The organism is Mucilaginibacter sp. 21P (assembly GCF_019331605.1).
GTDB classification, from domain to species: domain Bacteria; phylum Bacteroidota; class Bacteroidia; order Sphingobacteriales; family Sphingobacteriaceae; genus Mucilaginibacter; species Mucilaginibacter achroorhodeus.
Map to the genome: position 1 here is coordinate 1,559,491 of NZ_CP063061.1, position 16,772 is coordinate 1,576,262.

14 protein-coding genes and 1 pseudogene are annotated in these 16,772 nt (G+C 42.6%); 7 read left to right on the forward strand and 8 right to left on the reverse strand.

Annotated features, from left to right (window positions below):
- Positions 1-164 precede the first annotated feature (164 nt).
- The 3 genes from INP83_RS07005 to INP83_RS07015 are packed head-to-tail and all read right to left on the reverse strand — an operon-like array spanning position 165 to position 1,254.
- Positions 165-380 carry a hypothetical protein gene (locus INP83_RS07005; protein ID WP_219126855.1) on the reverse strand — a complete coding sequence of 72 codons (216 nt, stop codon included), beginning with the start codon at positions 378-380 and terminating at the stop codon, positions 165-167.
- The gene (locus INP83_RS07010) at positions 380-1,003 is read right to left on the reverse strand and encodes an SOS response-associated peptidase (RefSeq protein WP_219126856.1); all 624 of its coding nucleotides are present in this window, start codon (positions 1,001-1,003) and stop codon (positions 380-382) included. Before INP83_RS07010 ends, INP83_RS07005 begins: the two co-directional genes overlap by 1 nt.
- Positions 1,004-1,005: 2 nt before the next feature.
- Complete coding sequence (locus INP83_RS07015) at positions 1,006-1,254, reverse strand: hypothetical protein (protein ID WP_219126857.1); 249 nt, start codon at positions 1,252-1,254, stop codon at positions 1,006-1,008.
- Between the two features lie 282 nt (positions 1,255-1,536).
- Here INP83_RS07015 and dinB point away from each other — a divergent pair, with 282 nt between their 5' ends.
- From dinB to INP83_RS21165, 5 genes and pseudogenes are all read left to right on the forward strand, one after another.
- Positions 1,537-2,694, forward strand: a complete 1,158-nt coding sequence (dinB, locus tag INP83_RS07020; RefSeq protein WP_219126858.1) for a DNA polymerase IV — start codon at positions 1,537-1,539, stop codon at positions 2,692-2,694.
- A 3-nt stretch (positions 2,695-2,697) separates the two neighbouring features.
- Positions 2,698-5,640: a DNA polymerase III subunit alpha gene (locus INP83_RS07025; RefSeq protein ID WP_219126859.1), complete on the forward strand. Its 2,943-nt coding sequence runs from the start codon at positions 2,698-2,700 to the stop codon at positions 5,638-5,640.
- A 5-nt stretch (positions 5,641-5,645) separates the two neighbouring features.
- Positions 5,646-5,873 carry a hypothetical protein gene (locus INP83_RS07030; protein WP_219126860.1) on the forward strand — a complete coding sequence of 76 codons (228 nt, stop codon included), beginning with the start codon at positions 5,646-5,648 and terminating at the stop codon, positions 5,871-5,873.
- Complete coding sequence (locus INP83_RS07035; protein ID WP_219126861.1) at positions 5,860-6,531, forward strand: GNAT family N-acetyltransferase; 672 nt, start codon at positions 5,860-5,862, stop codon at positions 6,529-6,531. The genes INP83_RS07030 and INP83_RS07035 overlap by 14 nt, the downstream gene beginning before the upstream one ends.
- Positions 6,528-7,510 (forward strand): annotated as a pseudogene (locus INP83_RS21165) (nucleotide kinase domain-containing protein). The gene INP83_RS07035 and the pseudogene INP83_RS21165 overlap by 4 nt, the downstream one beginning before the upstream one ends.
- 7 nt (positions 7,511-7,517) lie before the next feature.
- Here INP83_RS21165 and INP83_RS07050 read toward each other — a convergent pair.
- The 3 genes from INP83_RS07050 to INP83_RS07060 all read right to left on the reverse strand — a co-directional run bounded on the left by INP83_RS07050 (position 7,518) and on the right by INP83_RS07060 (position 9,863).
- Positions 7,518-8,171, reverse strand: a complete 654-nt coding sequence (locus tag INP83_RS07050) for an alpha-ketoglutarate-dependent dioxygenase AlkB (RefSeq protein ID WP_219126864.1) — start codon at positions 8,169-8,171, stop codon at positions 7,518-7,520.
- Between the two features lie 336 nt (positions 8,172-8,507).
- Positions 8,508-8,771 carry a hypothetical protein gene (locus INP83_RS07055; RefSeq protein WP_219126865.1) on the reverse strand — a complete coding sequence of 88 codons (264 nt, stop codon included), beginning with the start codon at positions 8,769-8,771 and terminating at the stop codon, positions 8,508-8,510.
- A gap of 405 nt (positions 8,772-9,176) precedes the next feature.
- Entirely contained in the window at positions 9,177-9,863 is a 687-nt protein-coding gene (locus tag INP83_RS07060; protein WP_219126866.1) for an ADP-ribosyltransferase, read from the reverse strand.
- Positions 9,864-9,980: 117 nt separating this feature from the next.
- On the opposite strand from INP83_RS07060, the gene INP83_RS07065 reads away from it, so the two are divergent.
- The gene (locus INP83_RS07065; protein WP_219126867.1) at positions 9,981-11,687 is read left to right on the forward strand and encodes a hypothetical protein; all 1,707 of its coding nucleotides are present in this window, start codon (positions 9,981-9,983) and stop codon (positions 11,685-11,687) included.
- A 19-nt stretch (positions 11,688-11,706) separates the two neighbouring features.
- A complete protein-coding gene (locus tag INP83_RS07070) occupies positions 11,707-13,029 on the forward strand; it encodes an HNH endonuclease (RefSeq protein WP_219126868.1) in 1,323 nt (440 codons plus the stop codon).
- A gap of 287 nt (positions 13,030-13,316) precedes the next feature.
- Here the strand turns inward: INP83_RS07070 and INP83_RS07075 are convergent, their stop codons facing one another.
- Positions 13,317-14,975, reverse strand: coding sequence for a DUF4209 domain-containing protein (locus INP83_RS07075; protein WP_219126869.1), 1,659 nt, complete (start codon positions 14,973-14,975; stop codon positions 13,317-13,319).
- Between the two features lie 53 nt (positions 14,976-15,028).
- Positions 15,029-16,699, reverse strand: a complete 1,671-nt coding sequence (locus INP83_RS07080; RefSeq protein ID WP_219126870.1) for a hypothetical protein — start codon at positions 16,697-16,699, stop codon at positions 15,029-15,031.
- Positions 16,700-16,772 lie beyond the last annotated feature (73 nt).

Sequence of the window (16,772 nt, forward strand, 5' to 3'; positions counted from 1 at the left end):
AGTCACTTTAATGGTCACAAAACATAAACATCTAACTAAAGCGAAAAGGGAATTCAGTCCTTTTGTACAGTTATGTTTAAATAATGTGATCGTCTGACAAATCATTTGAACCTAACGAAATCATCCGGCCCGATCTGTTCTTAAATCTTGATTTTGTTTCGTCCTCAGGCGTTGACGGTTTGTAAAACCGGCCAATGCCCGAACGGCAATGCTTCCGTATCGACATAGGTCAGATCGATCGGTGCTAACTCCGGGTAATCCAAAGGTATAGCTTCAAGTGTTGTACGATAATTCCGGTCGATGGTACAGTGATCAAGCAGACGTGAGGGTATTTGAGTACGCGCTATTTGCGACAGGCGTTCTTCGGTTGGTTTTTCCATCAACCACTCCAGGCCAGTTCTTCCGTTAATATCGTTGGCATGCGGTTCTTTGAGTTGTGTATCTGGGACATTACGGTATTTGCTTCCGTGATACCGATCGCTACCGTATTGACGAATTGGCTGGTTTCCGGGTCTAACCATTCATTGTAAAGTCCTGGTAAGAAGAAGTATTCATGATCTTTGACGCTGACCTGGTAAGGATACTTGATCTGTTCCTTCAATTCCTGTCCTTTCTTGCCGATCTTTGGAACGTGACGGGATTCAACAATGCCGGTTGAAAGTACAAGACAGCGTCTGTTCTTGGCCGCATCCGCCCACATCGAGCGTTTACCATCTTCTTTCAGAAACAGGTTCTCCGACCTGAAATTAAGCGTCGTGTATTTCGCCCTGAAAATATTTGCTTCCGTTCTCGTCTTCACAAAACCCGGCACATATCCCCATTCGGCCTGCGTGATCTCAAAGTCTTTCCCGTCCGCAGAAGGGACAAGTATCGCGCAAGGTGCATAATTGAAACCATTATGAACACCTACGTTTAGAAAGTTGTATTTCTTGACCGGTTTTGCTAATCCTTTTAATTCGATGTATTCAGCCCGGCTAACGCGCTGACCGTTGTAGTAACACATACTTACTCCTTTTTACTCCTGATATATTGGGCAATTAGCTTGCCTGCCTGTTCTGCTTCTTCCTGACGCCCTTCAGGGATCGATGTCCAGAATTTAACGTCTTTATTATCCTTTGCGACCGTTATGGTCAATGGTTTTTGATGACCATCATACTGCAAATGAAAGATACGCCTGCTTTTGATCTCTGCTTCGGTGACCCTTGCGGTCTTTCCCTGGAATTGAATCTCAAATGGTGGTTCGATCTCCCTCATGTTGTATAAAATTAAGTGTTTATCAAATGAAATCAAAGATCATCCATCCGGCTTAGAAAAGTTACCGGTGAGATCACCGCTTCTATTGCCTTTGATGTCAAATGATTATCGGCTGCTTTAAAGGGCCTTTCAAAAATAATTCAAAAATCATTTTAAATACTAATATTTTTAGCATTAGTTTTGTTGAATAATTCAGGGGTAGTCATGATGAATTATAGATGCTAATAACCTACGTGCGATCTATATAATTGAAAATGAAGGCAATACAATAAACTAAAAAGTATGAGCACTGACCGCCAGATCATTCATTTGGACCAGGATGCATTTTTTGTGTCTGTTGAAATGAGGAAAGACCCCCGCTTATTAGGACGTCCTGTGATCATTGGCGGACTGTCAGATCGGGGTGTTGTTACCTCCTGTAGTTATGAAGCGAGGAAATTCGGCGTTCACGCTGCGATGCCGGCACGACTGGCCAAAAGGCTATGTCCGCAGGGGATCTGGATCAGGGGAAACATGGATGAATATTCCAAAGCATCACATGAGATCACGGAGATCATCCGGGAACAGGTACCCCTGTTGGAAAAGGCCAGTATTGACGAGCATTACATCGATATGACCGGGATGGATAAGCACTTTGGTACGCTTAAGTATGCACGGGAACTGAGGGGTAAGGTCATTAAAGAAACCGGGCTGCCTATTTCGTTTGGCTTGTCCGTGAACAAAACGGTTTCCAAAATGGCGACGAACGAATGCAAGCCTAATGGTGAACTGAGCGTTGCGCGTCCAGGCGTGCGGCCTTTTCTTGATCCGCTGTCCATCCGCAAGATACCCGGCTTAGGCGAAAAGACCTTTATCAAGCTCAGCGATATGGGTATCAAGAGTATCCATACCCTTTCACAGATACATCCCGAATACATGATCAGTATTCTGGGTAAGAACGGCCTGTGGCTATTGCAGAAAGCGCAGGGGGTAGACGATTCCCCGGTCGTTCCATATCACGAGCAAAAAAGTATCGGTACGCAATCGACATTCAGCAATGACAGTATTGATATTCAATCGATCAATGACCTGATGACTTCAATGGTGATGGAACTTGCTTTTGAGTTGAGGCAACAGAAAAAGCAAGCGGCCTGTATCACGATCACCATACGCTATTCCACTTTCGAAACGGTGTCCAAGCAGGCCCGTATCGGCTATACCGCGTTGGATGGCGTGCTCATCAACAAAGCCAAAGAGCTTTTCAAGCAACTCTATCAAAAGCGATTACTCATTAGGCTTATCGGCGTACGTCTGTCAAACCTGGTCAACGGGTTTGAGCAGATCGATCTATATGCAGAGTCGGAAGAGCAATACAGCCTTTGTCAGGCCATGGACAAGATCAGACGCAGGTTTGGCCCGGGTTCTATCAAGTTAGCATCAGGTATTGACCTTAAATTGTAAGCCATGTACCTGAACGTTCATTCCCAATATAGCCTACGTTACGGAACGATGTCCATCCCTGCACTGGTGGAGGAGGCATTGGCCCGGGGTATCACGCAAATGGTGCTGACCGACATCAACAATTCCACCGGGGTGATGGAATTTATGCGGGAGTGTAATGATAAAGGTCTAAAACCGGTTGGTGGGATAGAATTTCGCAGGGACAAGCAGCTGCTGTATATCGGCATCGCAAGGAACAAAGAAGGCATGCGGGAACTCAACGAGTTTTTGAGTGAGCACAACCTGGAAAAAAGAGTATTGCCCGATCATGCGCCCGTATTCAGCAATGTGTTCATCGTTTACCCTTACAGTTACGGTGGTGAGTTGAAGACGAATGAGTTTATCGGTATCCGCTTTGATGAGCTGAATAAACTGTATGGCCGGAATCTCGATGAGATCAGGGAAAAGCTGGTTGCTTTACAGCCGGTCTTTGTGCTTGACAAGGTCGGTTACCGCCTCCACGAATATTTGCGAAGTATCGATCTGAACACGGTATTGACTTTGGTAAAGCCGGAAGATACGTGCAGCCCAACGGATATGTTTCTGCCGCCCGGTCAACTGGAAGCTAAATTCTCGAGGTATGCCTTTATCCTGGACAACACCCGCAATCTGATCAGTAACTGCGTCATGGATTATCCCAAAGGGCGAATCAACCTGAACCGGCGAACCTTTACCGGTAGCCGGGCTAACGACCGGGAATTATTGACGAAACTGGCACTGAAAGGTCTCGAATATCGGTACGGCAAAAGTAACAAGGTCGCCCTGAAGAAAGTTAAGCACGAGTTAAAGGTCATCGATGAACTGGATTTCTGTGCCTACTTCCTGATCACCTGGGATATCATCCGCTATTCATCCTCACAGGGATATTATCATGTTGGCCGGGGATCTGGCGCGAACAGCATCGTTGCCTATTGCCTGAAGATAACGGATGTTGATCCGATCGAACTGAACCTGTATTTCGAGCGTTTTTTGAATGCGCAACGCACCTCGCCGCCTGATTTCGACATCGATTATTCCTGGGATGAACGCGAAGATGTGCAGGACTATATCTTCAAACGCTATGACCGCCATCACACTGCTTTGCTGGGTACGATGTCGACCTTCAAAGACCGGAGCATTATTAGGGAGATCGGTAAAGTAATGGGACTTCCCAAGGCGGAGATCGACAGTTTTACTGATCCCCGGCAGGCGGAAGCTAATAGGAACAACCCTACGTTCAAAAAGATCCATACCATCTATGGCCTAATGGCCAATATGCCGAACCAGCGTTCTATTCATGCCGGGGGTGTGCTGATCACGGAAGAACCGATCACTTACTATACCGCACTTGACCTGCCGCCGAAAGGAATGCCGACCGTGCAGTGGGACATGTATGAAGCAGAAAAGATCGGTTTTGATAAATATGATATTCTCAGCCAGCGCGGGATCGGCCACATTAAAATGGCGGTGAAACTGATCGAAGACAACCAGCAGCGTAAGATCGACATCCACCAGGTGAAGGTCTTCATGAATGACGCCAGGGTCAATGCGCAACTTAAAAGCGGGAATACGATCGGCTGCTTTTATATCGAGTCGCCGGCAATGCGGCAGCTGATCAGGAAACTGGATTGTGATAATTATCTAACATTGGTCGCCGCCAGTTCGATCATCCGTCCCGGTGTCGCCAGTTCCGGCATGATGGGCGAATACATTAAATATCATCATGCACCTGATACCGTAAAATACCTGCATCCTGTGATGAAGGAACAACTGGAGGAAACCTACGGCGTTATGGTCTACCAGGAGGATGTGATCAAGATCTGCATCCACTTTGCCGGCATGGACGGAACGGATGCTGACATCTTAAGGCGAGGCATGAGCGGCAAGTACCGTTCAAAAAAGGAATTTGACCGGCTTGTTCAGCGATTCTTTGAGGAAGCGAAAAAGCTGGGCCGTCCTGATGATGTGGTCGCGGAAGTCTGGCGGCAGGTTTCTTCATTTGCAGGCTACAGTTTTTCTAAGGCCCATTCGGCCAGCTTTGCGGTGGAGAGCTATCAAAGCCTGTTCCTGAAAACCTACTATCCTCGGGAATTCATGGTGGCTGTTTTGAATAATTACGGTGGTTTCTATACGAGGTCATTATATATCCACGAACTGCAGAAAGCAGGAGCGATAGTGCATCTGCCCTGCGTCAATAACAGTGACAGCATCGTTAACATCAGTGGCATCGATGTCTATTTGGGTTTCGTCGGCATCCTCGGATTGAATGATCACTTCATTCAATTGATCCCGGAAGAACGAACAGCGAATGGCCCTTACCAGAGCCTCGAAGACCTGATCAAAAGGACCGGAATCGGCCTGGAACAAGCGATCATACTGATACGGGTGGGTGCCCTGCGTTTTACCGGAAAAAGCAAAAAAGAACTGCTCTGGGAAGTGCATCTGTTGATGGGAACCAAAGTGAAGTCGACCAATGAGGTGGAACTGTTTGTAGTAGAGACTAAGAATTACAACCTGCCGGTACTGGTCAATACGCAGCTTGAAAATGCTTACCATGAACTCGAACTTTTAGGCTTCCCCCTGAGTATGTCTCCATTCGATCTTTTGCAAACTGACTATCGCGGAGAGATCGGTGCGAATGACCTGATCAACCATGTCGGCCAATTCGTAAAGATGGTAGGCAGGTATGTCTGTGAAAAGCCGGTGCCGACGAAGAACGGCAAGATGATGTGGTTCGGCTCTTTTCTTGATGTCGAAGGCAATTTCTTTGACACTGTCCATTTTCCGAATTCAACGAAGACATATCCCTTCAATGGTGCAGGTTGCTATCTGGTCTATGGAAAGGTGGTTCAGGAATATGGCTCCCCGAGTATCGAAGTAACGAAGTTCGCAAAGCTTCCGATCTTAACAAACCCAGTAATTGACTGAGCAATATGGACAGATTTAAACTAAGTGGCGAAATAGCAGGTAAAGGAGTAGAGATGCAATTTGACCTGAAGAAAATGCCTGGTGAGAAAGGCCCGACTTACATGGTTTCTATTGATGGATTGTTCCGGGGTTATGTGACCAAAGGGATATCCGGATCATATGTGAAAATGTTCAATTCGGACGTACCTGATGAGTGCCTGCTAATCATCAATGAAAAATTTGTCAAGGTGTAGGGGTTCAACACGAAAAAAAACATGCCTATTAGTCTGCCCGGTAAATGAAGCAAATCAAACAATCGCCTGGTTTTCCGGTTTAGCCAGCGTAATATTCACCATTACGATCAACCTTAACATGCCGCAGATCGATCTTGAACTTGATGACCTTTCCATATGTCGTATTGATCAAATATCATTACATGATTACCCCGAATTGGCTTGTGACATATTTGAATTGTTATCCGACAAGGCTACATTACGTTTCATTCCTGAAAAGGAGATCGCTGATCTTAAAAGTGCCCGGCAATGGCTCATCACTTCGCTGATGAACAGCCAATGCGGACGTAACCAAACCCATTTGATCCACTCGAAGGCGTCGGGCGAACTGTTAGGTATCGTTGATATTATTCCGCCGAAGGTCGCGAGGGAACACTACACGCTTGATGACTATCCGTTTTTTATCGAGTTCTACTTGAAAAGCAGTGTATTTGGACGTTCGATCATGTCGTTGCTGCTGCCGCAATTAGTGACTAAACTTCAGGACCGCGGCGTCCACCCCCTCGCTGCTGTCGTTAACAAAAAGAATATTCCTGCCCGGAAAGTGTTAAGCCGGTCAGGCTTTGCGTTCGAACATTCCTTTGACCAGTTCCAGGACCTTTATTCGCTTAGTGCATGAACATTCAGGGCAGCAAACGGCTTCCTGTCCCGTCGAAGGTATTTGACACCTACTGGAAGCTCGCTGCCGCGCGTCAAGAGATATTTTTTGCACGGCTTGCCGGCAAAGACCAGTTAACTGATGACCCGATCTTGCGCAAACACAAATTCACGAATGCTTACCGTGCGGCTGACCGGGTAAGTCAATACCTGATCAGGAATGTCATTTATGACCAGGACAGGCCGCCGGAAGAAATACTATTTCGTATCATTCTCTTTAAACTGTTCAATAAGATAGAGACCTGGCAGCTATTCGAGCAGGAGTTCGGGGAAGTGAGCTGGAAAGACTTTCGATTTGAACGCTACGCCAAACTGTTGAATGAAGTTATAAAAGCCGGTGGGCCGATCTATTCCGGCGCGTACCTGATGAGCTCTGGCACCTCTGCTTATGGCTACTCCAGAAAGCATGAGAACCATCTGAAGCTGATCGAACACATGATGCGTTCGCGTTTGGCCGACCAAATACAAAAGCAGCATCAATGGAGCAGGTTTATGAGCTGCTTTTAAGTTACCCAACCATCGGTAAATTCCTGGCTTATCAGTATGCGACCGACATCAATTATAGTACGCTAACCGATTTTAGTGAAATGGAGTTTGTGATGCCTGGTCCCGGTGCAAGCGACGGCATCCGGAAATGCTTTGTTGATCTTGGAAGTCACAGTGAAGCAGATATCATCCGTTATGTAACCGACCGGCAGGAACAGGAGTTCGAGCGGTTGGGTATCGACTTCAAGACATTATGGGGAAGACCGTTGCAATTGATCGATTGCCAGAACCTGTTCTGCGAAACAGATAAGTATGGCCGGGTTGCTCATCCTGAGATCAGCGGCCTATCTGGTCGTACCAGGATCAAACAGGTCTATTGCCGGACCGACCATGAGATCGACTATTTCTTCCCGCCAAAATGGGGACTGAACGATCGTCTGCATGAATTGCCCTGATCATCGATCAGCCTTTGCTTAACTGAGCGATCTGCTCTGCGCTGATGCTAAATTTTTCTTGTAAAAGTCGAGCGACCTTGCCGTTGGGGTCGATCGGGTGCACCTGTTTAGGTTTGACCTTCCTGTAAGTAATGGAAACCCTCCGGTCGCGGTGATGCACTTCGCCATCTATCTTGTCTTTTTTACGCGGAGGGATAGCATGTTTCCACTTTTTGCGGGCATCATCCTGCATGACATAAATTGACCGTCTTGGAATCTCGATATCAAACACTTCGTGACCAATGCCTTTGATAAAGCGCATCACGCAGATGCTTCCCAGATTTACACCACAAATCTGATTTTCGTAATAAGCCCGGTCCTTATGTGGCTTGATACCTTCACCAGGCACGTACTCGTTAATGATAACCTGGTCCGGTTGCAGATCAATGATCTTCTGCTCCACCAATTCAACTGATAATTGATGGAGCAGCGGCGGCATGGCAACAGGAAAAGGAATCAAAGGGTATGGCTTTTCCAGTTCGTTACGATAACCATAATATTGCAGCCTCCTTAAGTAATCAACAATCCATGTCTGGCTATCGATCTCTTTCATTAACTGAGTTTCCCTTGCCTCATCTATAAAGTCCGGGTAGACAAATAATCCTGGTAATCCTGTCTCCATTATAACGCTTTAGTATTTGATCTAACCGTTGAGCGTTGAAATGGTTGGGGATGGTAATAGTTAAAGTGTCATCCAACGACGGATAATGTTCAGTTATCCATTATTCGACTTTAATTAAATATGGCAAAATTGTGTCTAAGAATCCGTTGCCTTGAACAGCTTTTTGTTGCTGAAAACTTAAAGTAAAATAACCAAAGATATCCCCATGTAATTTTTGTCAATAATATTACTTGTGATAATCTTGCTGGCGGCTCCGCCAGGCGGAGCCCTTGAACCCGCTTTTGATATTGCAGATTCCCAATTTGATCAATAGCCAATCAATGCGCCGAGAGGTAGTTACCAACTCACTGGCGTAACGCGCTGAAGATCAATGTTGGTGTTTGCAGGATCTAATGGAACCTGCATAAAACTCTTCAAGCTCTGCGGAGAAATACAGGGTGTTGCCTCCCGCTCGCGAATGACGCATCCGAATTGGTCATCCCGGTTGGCACGGCAGCATTTCCCGGTCCGATGTACGCGTATAATGGTAAAGTGTTTATCGGCAGCCAGTTCAATCAGCTCGACGCTCCCAAAACGTTTGCGCAAATTTATATGTGACATATTAAAGAGAATGTGGGATAGCGTTTTGATCGTACTTATAAATCGAAGTTTACTAGCATTTGATAGATTATTTCAGCTAAGTTTGTATGTGCTTGTTGGCAAGCCTGCTCGTTCGTGCAAAGATTTCATCAGCCATTCGTCAACCAATAATTTGAAGGGCAGGTTTGCGCAAAAATTACAGAGATAAGAAAGAAAATTGTATCGTTTGAGGAAAGCGTCGACAGACTCGCTTTGCTTTAGACAGATTGGGACTATAGAAAAAGGAATTTTAGTAACACTTCAATCAGCAGTACAGTTCAAATTGCTCCCGCGTTAAAAGTTTACGCGAAAGAACTTTCGGATTTTGATTTTGAGCTTATCAAACAACCGCCTACAAGGAAACAGCGTAAAGGGAAATAGTACCTGTCAATCAAACAAACCTGGTTTTTCTTTCTGATTGGCGATCTTTAAATTGCGATTATAGTTTAAGACTTCGTCAGCCTCTGCTGCCGTCTCCTCCATTTCAACAATTAGCCGGTCATCTTTTTCTACAATTGACTTTATTAGCAACTTTGTGCCTTTAACAAATAACACTTCGTTCTCTATGGCATTGTTTGTTGATCTCGATATATCACGGGCATTACTTTCCGATTTGAGCGTTTTGATCCCGTAGATTAATTTTTCAGAAATCCATTCATCCTTGGAAGTCGACATGTAGCAGGGATCGATTAATACCTTTCCCTTTTTACTTTCAAAATAGGTTTTATAGGGATTTATATCTTCCACGTATTTCGTCATCCGGTAAACAGTTTGATTATTATAAGGAGGAACTGATTGTAAAGCTTTCAGCAGCGCTTTGTCATAGGCTGCAACCTTAACTGTTAAGTCAAGGTAATTACCTCTTATTGCTCTGTTTAATGCTTTGCTTAAGTCGCCGGAATAATTAGTAATGGCATCGGCATCGGCAAGTGAAATGCTGCCATCAATTACATCTTTGAGATTGGCAGTTTTAGCAGGGTTTTTCAAATATTCTTTAGTGAGAGGAACATACCTTTTGTCGTAAATACCGTCTTCGTTTTTAGCCGCTTTGATTTTTTCTTGATTTTTATCCATAGTGAATAAAAAGGTGAAAACTTAGCAAAGTTAAGCTATTTGTAATTTTTATAAGGTCGTCATTTAGAACGAATGCCAACCATTATATTTGATTTGACTTAAACCAATTGTCATAAGATGCAGACACCGAAATATCTAAATGTATTAATAAGCTATAAAGAATTATTTGGAACAGATGGTACGCAAGAAGAAGCTAAACAACTGATCGCAGGGATCAATTCCGCCACCATTCTATACAAATTTGCCCACATAAATTTGTACATGTATCTGGCACAACCAGGGCCGGAAGGGAAGGCACTACAGCTCAAAATGCTGAAAAGCTTCCTTTCATTTACAAACATTGAATTTTCGAAGCGATTCTTAGTAGCCATAAACGAGGTCGAAGCCGACGGGCAATGGCCAGCGGTCTTTTGGGAACATTCCACATTATTGTTCTTTGATTTGATCTTTGAAAACTTTGTTGACGGTCCCGTGCAAAGGCTCTCCGAAATAGAAACAGAGAATATCCTTAAAGCTTATCTGATTATCAATAGCATAACCAATAACCGTTTCACCGTAACTCAGGAAGAAATTCAGTCCGCTGTTGAACTGGACAAATTGGAGGACATTTTTCTTCCTCACTTCATCTACCAGCGCGATTACGAATCGAATCTGGATTTTAGCAACCAACTTAACAGAGGCGTAGAGCTTTTTAAATATTTAGAAAGCTCTACGGTATATAGACCTTACGTTCAAGGCTACTATAATTCCTTACAGGTAAAAGATTATAAAGACCTCTTTTATAATACGCTGACGGTTTGGGCTCAGGCGGAAATTGACGGTCCTGTTGGTGATCGCAGAGCGCAGATATCATTTTCCCAGCTATTGCCACTTACCAATATCGCTTTCATTGACACATTGGCGATCAACGGTCAACTGCAAAATTATAAGTCCGATAAAAGTTTTACGGCAATAAGGCAACAACCATTATTTAAGATTGGGCCTACAGAATATTTGATACTGGACATCAACTTTTTGAACGACAAACTTTACAAAGGTCAGCTTTTTAGTTTCAACACCTTCCTTAAAACAAACGGTTATCGGGGTAATTTTCTTTCCGTAAAAGGAAAGGAGTTTATGGAGGATATATATTTCCGAGCATTAATGTTAAGGTGCTTCCCCACATTCAAGAATTTAAACGGAGATGAGGCTGTCAAAATCGACGGCGGCGAACTTTGCGATCATTACGCTAGGAAGGTCAATAAGGTGCTGTTGATAGAGTTCAAAGATGTGCTATTGAACGCTGATATTAAAGAAAATGCTGATTCAGCAGCGATCGATTTAGAACTGAATAAGAAATTTATGGCTAATCAGTCCAATAGCCCAAAGGGCATTACCCAACTTTATAATGCTGTCAAATATCTTGAGACAACAGACGTCGTTAATGATACCTTAGATCGCACTTCTAAGACCGATATCTATCCGGTAATTGCTTATACAGATCGCTCGTTTGGCCATGATGGCATTAATAAAAAGTTCAGACTCGAATTCCGCAAATTGTTGGAACAAGACACTTGGGTAAACCTACATATCAATGATGTGTGCTTTGTTAACCTTAATTATTTTGAGGTACACGAACAATACTTAGCAGGAGAGTTGATTGACATCTTTAAAATGTTTGATGAATTCGGCAAATATGTCGATCAACCTGATAATAGCCTTACCCGGTTCGAAGTCTTTTCGCGTGCGTACTTTGAGGAGAATGATTTGCCGGATATTAAAGATAATCCAATATTCGCCTCAAATGTTGCAGCGATCATGCCTCAGCCAAATCCTGAAAACTAATTGATCAAAATCGATAGACATGGCCGATAAAAATAGCACTGAAAGCAAGTCAGAACCTGAAAAGTTTAAGTTGGAGTTTTTGCTTAAATCTTTGAATGAGTCATTTGGATTTAAGCTCGCTACCCGTAATCCAAACAATATTCACAATTTTTTTCAGGCGTTTTTGGGCATTTTCCCCGGCGTGCTTGATTATGAAGCCCGAACGATCACTTCATTAACGGTGGTGACGGATGAAATGCGAAGTAATTTGCGTGCATTTGTAAGCCAACATGAAGCAAAATTGAAAGTGCTTAATGGAGTAGAATCTTTTATTAGCCGCCTGTCAAATGGGGACCAGTTATTTATCATACCTCAAATCAAACCTACACAACAGCAAAGTATTGCTTTGCATAATTACTTGGTTGCGGAGGGTGATAAGGAAAAATACATTCAGCTTAGCGCTCAGACTAATGACATGTTTAAAGACCTAATGGAAGATTACCTGTTATTTCCTTATGGCGCTAAACGTCAGACAATCGGAGAACCAATTAAGGCAAACAGGGTTTGTCGATTTTGTAGTAAGAGCATGCCGGAAGTTACTTTTACCAAAAAAGCCCATGCCATATCGGAAGCACTGGGAAATAAAACTTTAGTGCTCACAGAAGAATGCGACGATTGCAATCAGAAATTTGCTACAGCCATTGAACCGGAATTGATCGAATACTTTGCTCTTAATAGAGCCATTTACGGCATTAAAGGCAAGGGTGGTGCAAAAAACTACGAGGGAAAAAACTTTAAGATCTTTCGCGATGAGAAATTAGAACTACATTATTATGATAGTAATAATAATGGCGATCCGGAAGAACGTCGGGGGGTGGATATGCCCGGGGAAATTACCTTGGAAAGCAATAAGGAAGTCGCCAAACAAAATATTTACAGGACGCTCGTCAAGTATGCACTGAGCGTAATTGATAGTAATTATTTAAAGCATTTTACAAAAACGATAAAGTGGATCAACGCAGACTTCGACGCCGATAAATTGCCGCCCGTCGCAGTATTCTTCTTTGATACGATTATTGACCAACCAACTATTACGCTATACATCAGGACAAGCGAAAAAATGGAATTCCCATTCGCGGTTGCAGAGTTACACTTCGCTTTGAGTAAATACTGCTTCATTATTCCATTCTCAGACAAGGACGATAAAGGCTTTTTTACTCAGGAAACTTATCAGGTTTTCTTTGACAAATTTAAACACTACACGTTGTTAAAGAGCTATGCTACATTTACCGATCTTTCTGACCCGGTCTCAAAGCCCTTTGCTATGCGTATAAATTTTGAAATGAAAAATAAAGGGGAATAACCTATATAAACGGTTAAACTCGGCTCTTATTCTGTTCAATATAATTGTAGTACTGCGATCTTTTAGAATTGGTCAATGGCAGCTTATCAAAATTAAAGCCGAATTGCTCCGCCGACAATTCAAGTCCAATACAGGCAAAACCCCAGATAAGATCATTATTAATATTCGGTAATCGTTCAAGCGCATTAGTAAGTCTGTCTTCTGCATTTGGATGTCGCCCTTGCCCCCTGTTTACAAGCTGATGGAATTAGAGATATAAACAGGAGGCGTTTCAATTAAAAACTGAGTTAGACAGATTGTTTTAAAAGATACTTGTCAAGTTGCAGGCTTAATTTTAATGCAAGCCACCATGTGTAAAATCCAGCAGGAGCGAAAAAACGCGAGGTGCTATATTTACCGTGGGCTACCAAGTTTCTAATGTTGTTGCCAAACGATTCATTTAGCAATCCTTCCAGGTCAAATAGTAGATCTTCTGTAAGAATCTCTTTCAAATGACTAAAAAAGAACGCCAGGCTATTCTCAGACTGAATATCTTCCAAGATTTTCTTTGTAATTATTCCATGCGTTTTGAGTACATACCGCAACCCGTTTTCGATCTGCGGAATCAACAATTGAACCGCGACGGCAAAATTTCCGCAAAAGCCATGGTATAGCCCGTGGGTGAAAATATCTATTCGGTCTTCAGGAACAAATTCGCTATTCTCAATTAGCCAAAATATCTCCGTCTCACTTATCGCGAACTTATCGGTAAATTTATCGTAAGCCGGTCGCAGTAATGTTTTACAATGTATGTCTCTCGTCATCGCCGCATCTCTGTAAATAAGATCAACATTATCGGGGCTTACTGCGACAGTGTTTCCTTCTTCATCGGTCATAGTTGATCCCATGAACTTGAGAAATAAATACTCCTCAGTTTTATCTTTCAAATCATCGACGAATTTCTGCTTAACAGGAAATTCTCGATCGATGAGCCAATATATTCCCTGAAACACATGTTGAAAGTCAGGAATCTCAAATTCTAATTTCTTCAATGGTATTGGTGGCAACTGGCCGATTTTTTCCTGTTGCTGCGCCGCCAATTTTAGAATCTCGACCATCTTTGTTCGAAGTCCTTCAGTTTCAAAACTCTTTATCTTCAATTGGCTGAAAACTCGAATGCCTTTCTTGTATAACTCAGCTACCGAAAATAGTAGAGCGTTACCCCGTAAATGGTATTCATCCGCCTCCATAATATAGCCTCTCGCAACTTCTGTCCCGAATGTCAAAGAATCGTTTGGTAATAATAACGCCAGCACATGGTTGCATTCGCGGTAATGCCTAAATTCTCTTAGGCTCAAAAATGGCTGAACAGCAAGCTTTATTTTATTAGTTAACAATTCATACTTCTCCTGGTCCATTAGAAGGGGAATCATTTCTTCACTTAACTTCGTAATTGAATAGCAATCACCCATCATATCTGCGTCCATTGTGTCCTGCCAGATCGGATTTGCGATCTCTTCCAAAAGAGCTGTCCTGCCTTTACCTAAACTGGATAAAATCCTTAAAATCCGGATGTAGACGTCCCTTTTTTCACTCAAACTTTCATGTTCCGCAGTTAGTGACAAGTAAGCTTCAATTGATCTTTTAGCATTACTGAACTTATCCTTCCTATTGATCTGCAAAATGTCATAGAAATACGCCCGGATGATTGGATTGATAATTTGGGGGGTTATTTCCGTAAGTACAGCCAACGTTTCCTGTCCGGGCCGATGTTCATTGATATCCTTTACTTTACTGTTACCATTCAAAAGATCAAGTTTTAAGACCGCCTCTAAGTAGGTCATTAACTCTCGCTCGCTTTCGCTTAAATTGATATCTGCTAACTTTCTCTCGATTGTTAATTGTATTTGACCGAGTCTGTGGTCGGCATTGAAATTTAAATTTAGGATGCTTGCAGCGTCGTTCATATTGTTGATGAGATTTTGGTCTTTTATAAAAGGCTCGTTTGAATATGCTGCGTCTATTTTGTTTGGTTAAAAATGGCTTTGATTTGGTCTGCGATCGCCAGTTGATCTTCTTTATAAATCCCTTCGAATCCAATACTATAATTGTCGAAATCGGCCATTGCCTTGCTAAAATTGGCAGTAGAATTTACCTTTAACCACTGCTTTTTCCTTTCCCGGGTTCCTTTGTGGTAGCGTAGTATCGCATCCTTTAAAAGCCTCTTATTCTTACTCAGCAATTTGCTATTCTCGAGAAAAAAATCACAACTGATCATCGTCACCGGCAAAATGGCTTTGAATTTTGATGAGAGCTCAATTGAGAGCTCAGGGCCATTATTGATGATGAAATCATTGACAGCTACTACACCTGCATGTGGTTCAGAATAAATTATTATTGGATAAATTTTCAATTTTTTTAACGGGATGCTAATCTCAAATAATTCCTCTGGATGGTCAGAAAGATGTTGAAGACATTTATGTAATTGAACAACTCCTTTTTTATCGCTTATAAAATTATCGTTCAGGTACTTTTTAAAAGCATTCAGATTCTGTTCCTGCCAATCTTTATAATGAACCGTCGATGTCTTGATCTCTATAATGAAAATATCGGTCTCGTTTAAAATGAGCGTCATATCCGGCGTTTTTTTGTCGTCTGATGGGATCACTCTATATCCTTTTTGATGAAATGATTGGAACACTTTTCCTAACAGAAATTTCTCCACGTAGTAGCCAAAAAAAGCCTGGAAGCTCGACTTTGAAAACTGTGGGATGTAAGACGACAACGATCCCTCTTTAAACAGAAAATAGCCCCAACCCAACTCAGAGATCAACGATAGATCATGAGTTCCTGTGAAACTCAAATTGCCATTTGACAAACGGATAAATGGTTTCATCATGATATCAAAGATTGAAAAGGCAACATCGTTTTTTCCAGGCTCTAATACCAAATTCAAATTGTAAAGTGTTTGATAGATGGGATCCTCCGGCGGGATGCAGATCAAAGGATCGCTTGTTTGAATTCGTTTATCTTGCTCGATCTGTAAAGCTAGGTATAGCAAGCTAACATCGCCCAGTTTGTTAATTCCAAGCATTTCGCAAATCGCTTTTTCAAACGCCGGATAACCAGTCCCTGTAATTTGTTCCAAAAAGTCTATAAAAATGGCTTGCTTCATCCCACCAGTACGAACAAAGCTCGCAGAATTGGCGCCGTTCATATCCTGCATCATCATTATTTGCCATAGAAGATCATGGGTATCAGATTTTTCACCAATACCGATTTGTCGAAAATGATGCTCATTATAGATCATTATCGTTTCCAATACGGCCAAAGCGATGTAATCAGGACGCTCATACATAGGCTCCAAACTCGTTTCAGTTTTCTGGAATAGGTCAACCAGGATTTGGTTTACAATTAAAGGCGTAGTTAGAAAATGCTTAGGGAAGCCATCGAATACTAAATGTCGGAACCGTTCACCATGTGAATCCGGCAGTTTAGAAACAAACCAATTGATGAAGGGATTATTAATATCTCGCTCACTGCTTCGGGATAGCGTCATTTTTAAACGGCAGAACAAATTAAATACAACGTCTCGATTCAACCCGTCTAATCGCTCAACGTTTTTTTCGGGGATGTCATTTTGAGGATAGAATGCGGAATAGGTTAATACCGCGTGATACTGTTGATCCATTTAGCATTTATAATTGATTAAAGATAATGCTTTAAAAAGCACTAAATCTGTCTTTCGATGTCTCTATCTTCAA